3 protein-coding genes are annotated in these 3,916 nt (G+C 70.3%); 2 read left to right on the top strand and 1 reads right to left on the bottom strand.

The window, feature by feature from the left end; genetic code table 11:
- Positions 1 to 651: SDR family NAD(P)-dependent oxidoreductase (locus tag FV222_RS19530; protein WP_147815435.1), on the top strand; the 651-nt coding region annotated here is incomplete at its 5' end.
- Positions 652 to 655: 4 nt separating this feature from the next.
- Positions 656 to 1,438 (top strand): SDR family oxidoreductase, encoded by a 783-nt coding sequence (locus FV222_RS19535; protein ID WP_147764895.1) that lies wholly within the window; start codon positions 656 to 658, stop codon positions 1,436 to 1,438.
- A 188-nt stretch (positions 1,439 to 1,626) separates the two neighbouring features.
- Here FV222_RS19535 and FV222_RS19545 read toward each other — a convergent pair whose 3' ends face one another.
- Entirely contained in the window at positions 1,627 to 3,723 is a 2,097-nt protein-coding gene (locus FV222_RS19545) for a 3-hydroxyacyl-CoA dehydrogenase NAD-binding domain-containing protein (protein WP_147764897.1), read from the bottom strand.
- Between the last annotated feature and the right edge of the window lie 193 nt (positions 3,724 to 3,916).

The following is a 3,916-nucleotide window of genomic DNA, read 5'->3' on the forward strand; positions in this document are numbered from 1 at the left end:
GCCGAGACCGCGGCCGAGGTCGGCGGCACGCCCGCGACCTGCGACGTGGGCGAGGCCGAGAGCGTCGCCGACCTCGTCGCGCACACGATCCGCAACCACGGCCGGGTGGATGTCTACGCCTCGAATGCCGGCATCCTGCTCCGCGATCCCGATCCCGAGAACGCGGCCTCCGCAGCGGAAGCCGACTGGGCCAGCGCCTGGGCCGTCAACGTCATGGGCCACGTCCACGCGGCGCGGGCGCTGCTGCCGGATTGGATCGCCCGGCGCTCCGGGAGCTTCCTCGCCACGGTTTCCGCGGCGGGGCTCCTCAGCCAGATCGGCAGCGCCACCTATTCCACCACCAAGCACGCTGCGCTCGGCTTCTGCGAGCACCTGGCGATCACCCATCGCGATCACGGCATCCGCGTCGCCGCGCTGTGTCCGCAGGGCGTCGACACGGCGATGGTGCGCGGCGCCTCCCCGCGCGAGCCGGCTCTGCGCGACGGCCTGCTCAGCCCTGACGCCGTAGCCGAGGCGGCGTTCACGGGGCTCGCGGAGGGCCGATTCCTGATCCTGCCGCACGGCCAAGTCGCCGCGTACGTGCGCCGCAAGGCCGACGACCACGACCGCTGGATCGGCGGCATGGCCAAGCTCAGACGCGCGAGAGGATGATCCGATGTCGCTGTTCGATCTCACCGGCAAGGTCGCCGTCATCACCGGCTCGTCCCGGGGAATCGGCCGCGCCATCGCCCTGCGCATGGCCGAGCAGGGGGCGCGGGTGGTGGTGTCGTCGCGCAAGCGCGAGGCCTGCGACGCGGTCGTGGCCGAGATCGAGGCGGCGCACGGCGCGGGCCGCGCGATGGCGGTGCCGGCCAGCATCTCGGTGAAGGACGACCTCGTCCGCCTGATCTTCGAAACCCGCGAAAAATTCGGGGAAGTGGACGTGCTGGTCTGCAATGCCGCCAGCAACCCGTATTACGGCCCGCTCGCCGAGATCAAGGACGAGCAATTCCAGAAGATCCTGTCGAACAACGTCGTCTCGAACCACTGGCTGATCCAGCTCGTGGCGCCGTCGATGATCGCCCGGCGGGACGGCGCGATCGTCATCGTCTCCTCGATCGGCGGCCTCAAGGGCTCGCCGGTGATCGGCGCCTACAACGTCTCGAAGGCCGCCGACATGCAGCTCGCCCGCAACTACGCGGTCGAGTACGGCCCGCACAACGTCCGCGTGAATTGCATCTGCCCCGGCTTGGTACGCACCGACTTCGCCCGCGCCCTCTGGGAGGACCCGAAGGTTCTGGAAGCCGCGACCTCGGGCGCCCCGTTGCGCCGCATCGGCGAGCCGGACGAGATCGCGGGCGCCGCGATCTTCCTCGCCTCCGCCGCGGGGCGGTTCACGACCGGTCAGGCGATCGTGGTGGATGGCGGCGTGACGATCGCCAGCGGGGCGATCGGGTAAGAGAGACGATCGCTCGAAGCCCTGTGCGGCCCCCTCTCCCGTTCGGGAGAGGGTTGGGGTGTGGGGTCAGGTCGATCCGGACAGGGCACGCCCCTCACCCTGTCCCTCTCCCGAACGGGAGAGGGGACCAGCGGCACCTTCGGCAACCCGAGAAGTCGCAGCCGCGCGAAGGTTGGAGGGTGGCGCTTTCAGCCTGCGTTCCGCGCCGCCTTGTCGTACCCGGCGAAGCTCCCGCCTTCCGCGACGAGCTTTTCCAACAGGGCCGAGGGTGTGAATTCCGGCCCGTGCTCGGCTTCGAAAGCCTTCATCCGAGCCAGGATCGTGTCGAGGCCGATGGCGTCGGCCCAGTGCATCGGGCCGCCGGTGTAGACCGGCCAGCCGTAGCCGTTGATCCACACCGTATCGATGTCGGAGGCCCGCAGCGCCTTGCCCTCTTCGAGGATCTTGGCGCCCTCGTTGACCATCGGATAGAGGCAGCGCTCCAGGATCTCCTGGTCCGTCACGGTGCGGCGGGCGATGCCCTTGCGCTCGGACACCTGACGGATCACCGCATCGACTTCGGACGAGGGCGTGGACTGCCGGTTCTCGTCGTAATCGTAGAAGCCGCGCCCGGTCTTCTGTCCGCGGCGGTCCTGCTCGCACAGGATGTCGCGCACGCTCTCGCCCTTCGAGGTCTCGGCCGACCAGCCGATGTCGAGGCCGGCGAGGTCGCTCATCGCGAACGGCCCCATCGGCAGACCGACGCCCTCGACCACGCGGTCCACGTCCTGCGGCAGGGCGCCTTCGAGGATCAGCTTGTTGGCCTCGCGTTGGCGCTGCTCCAGCATGCGGTTGCCGACGAAGCCGTGGCAGACGCCGACCAGCACCGCGACCTTGCCGATCCGCCGCCCCAGGGCCATCGCGGTGGCGATCACGTCTGGTGCGGTCTTCGCGCCGCGAACCACTTCGAGGAGCCGCATGATGTTGGCCGGCGAGAAGAAGTGCATGCCGATCACGTCCTGCGGGCGCTTCGTCATGCCGGCGATCACGTCGATGTCGAGGTAGGAGGTGTTGGAGGCGAGGATCGCGCCCGGCTTAGCGATGGCGTCGAGCTTCTCGAAGATCGTGCGCTTGAGGTCCATGTCCTCGAACGCCGCCTCGATGATCAGGTCGCACGCGGCGAGGTCGGCGAAGTCGAGGCTGTCGGTGAGCAGCCCCATCCGGGTCTCGACGTCGGCGGCGGTGATGCGGCCCTTCTTGGCCGAGCCGTCGTAGTTCCTGCGGATCGTCTTCAGCCCGCGCTCCAGCGCCTCGGGCTTGGCCTCGACGATCGTCACCGGGATGCCGGCGTTGAGGAAGTTCATGCTGATGCCGCCACCCATCGTGCCGGCGCCGATGATGCCGACGCGGGCGACCGCGCGGGTCGGCGTGTCCTTGCCCAGGCCCGGGATCTTGGCGGCCTCGCGCTCGGCGAAGAAGACGTGGCGCTGGGCGATCGACTGGGCGCCGTGCATCAGCCGCTCGAAGGTCTCGCGCTCGAAGGCCATGCCTTCCGCGAACGGTCTATTGCAGGCCGCCTCGACGCAGCGGATGCAACCCTCCGGCGCCTCGAAGCCGCGGAACTTCTTCGCATTCGCCTTGCGGAAGGCCTCGAAAAGGCCGGGGTTGTCGCGACCCTCGGCGATCCGGTCGTCGCGGTCGCGGATGCGCGGCGAGGCCTGCCCCTCGGCCAGGACGCGCTCGGCGAAGGCGACCGCGTCGGCCACCAGCGTGTCCGCGCCGGTCAACGCATCGACGAGCCCCATCGCCTGCGCGGCCTTGGCGCCGACGGGCTGGCCCGAGGTGATGATTTCCAGAGCCTTCTGCGGGCCGACCACCCGCGGCAGGCGCTGCGTGCCGCCGGCGCCCGGCACGAGGCCGAGCTTGACCTCCGGCAGGCCGAGCTTGGCCGAGGGCGTCGCGACCCGGTGGTGGCAGGCGAGCGCAAGCTCGAGGCCGCCGCCGAGCGCCTGCCCGTGGATCGCGGCGACCACCGGCTTGAACGAGGTCTCGATGATGTCGAGCAGCTCACCCAGGCCCATGCCGCGAGGCGGCTTGCCGAACTCCGTGATGTCGGCGCCGCCCGAGAACAGCTTGCCCGAACCGGTGAGCACGATCGCGCCGACCGCCTCGTCCGCGCCCGCTTCCGCGATCCGGTCGCGCAGGCTCTCGCGGACGGCCGAGCCAAGCGCGTTCACCGGCGGCGAGGCCAGAGTGATCACGGCGATGCGGCCGTCGCGGCGGAGGGTGGTCGGGGTGTCGGTCATGCTGGCTTCCTCATCGTCGCCGCGCCCGGTTCGCTCCGGGCGTCGGCCGTTTTCGAGATCGGGGTCCGGCCCTGTCGGCGAGGCTCAGCCAGCGACGACGCCGCGTGCCCGCAGGTCCGCGATATGCTCCGAATCGAGGCCGAGTTCCGTGAGCAGCGCGTCGGTGTGCTCGCCGAGGCTCGGCGAGCACACC

It is taken from the genome of Methylobacterium sp. WL103 (assembly GCF_008039885.1).
Taxonomy (GTDB): Bacteria; Pseudomonadota; Alphaproteobacteria; order Rhizobiales; family Beijerinckiaceae; genus Methylobacterium; species Methylobacterium cerastii.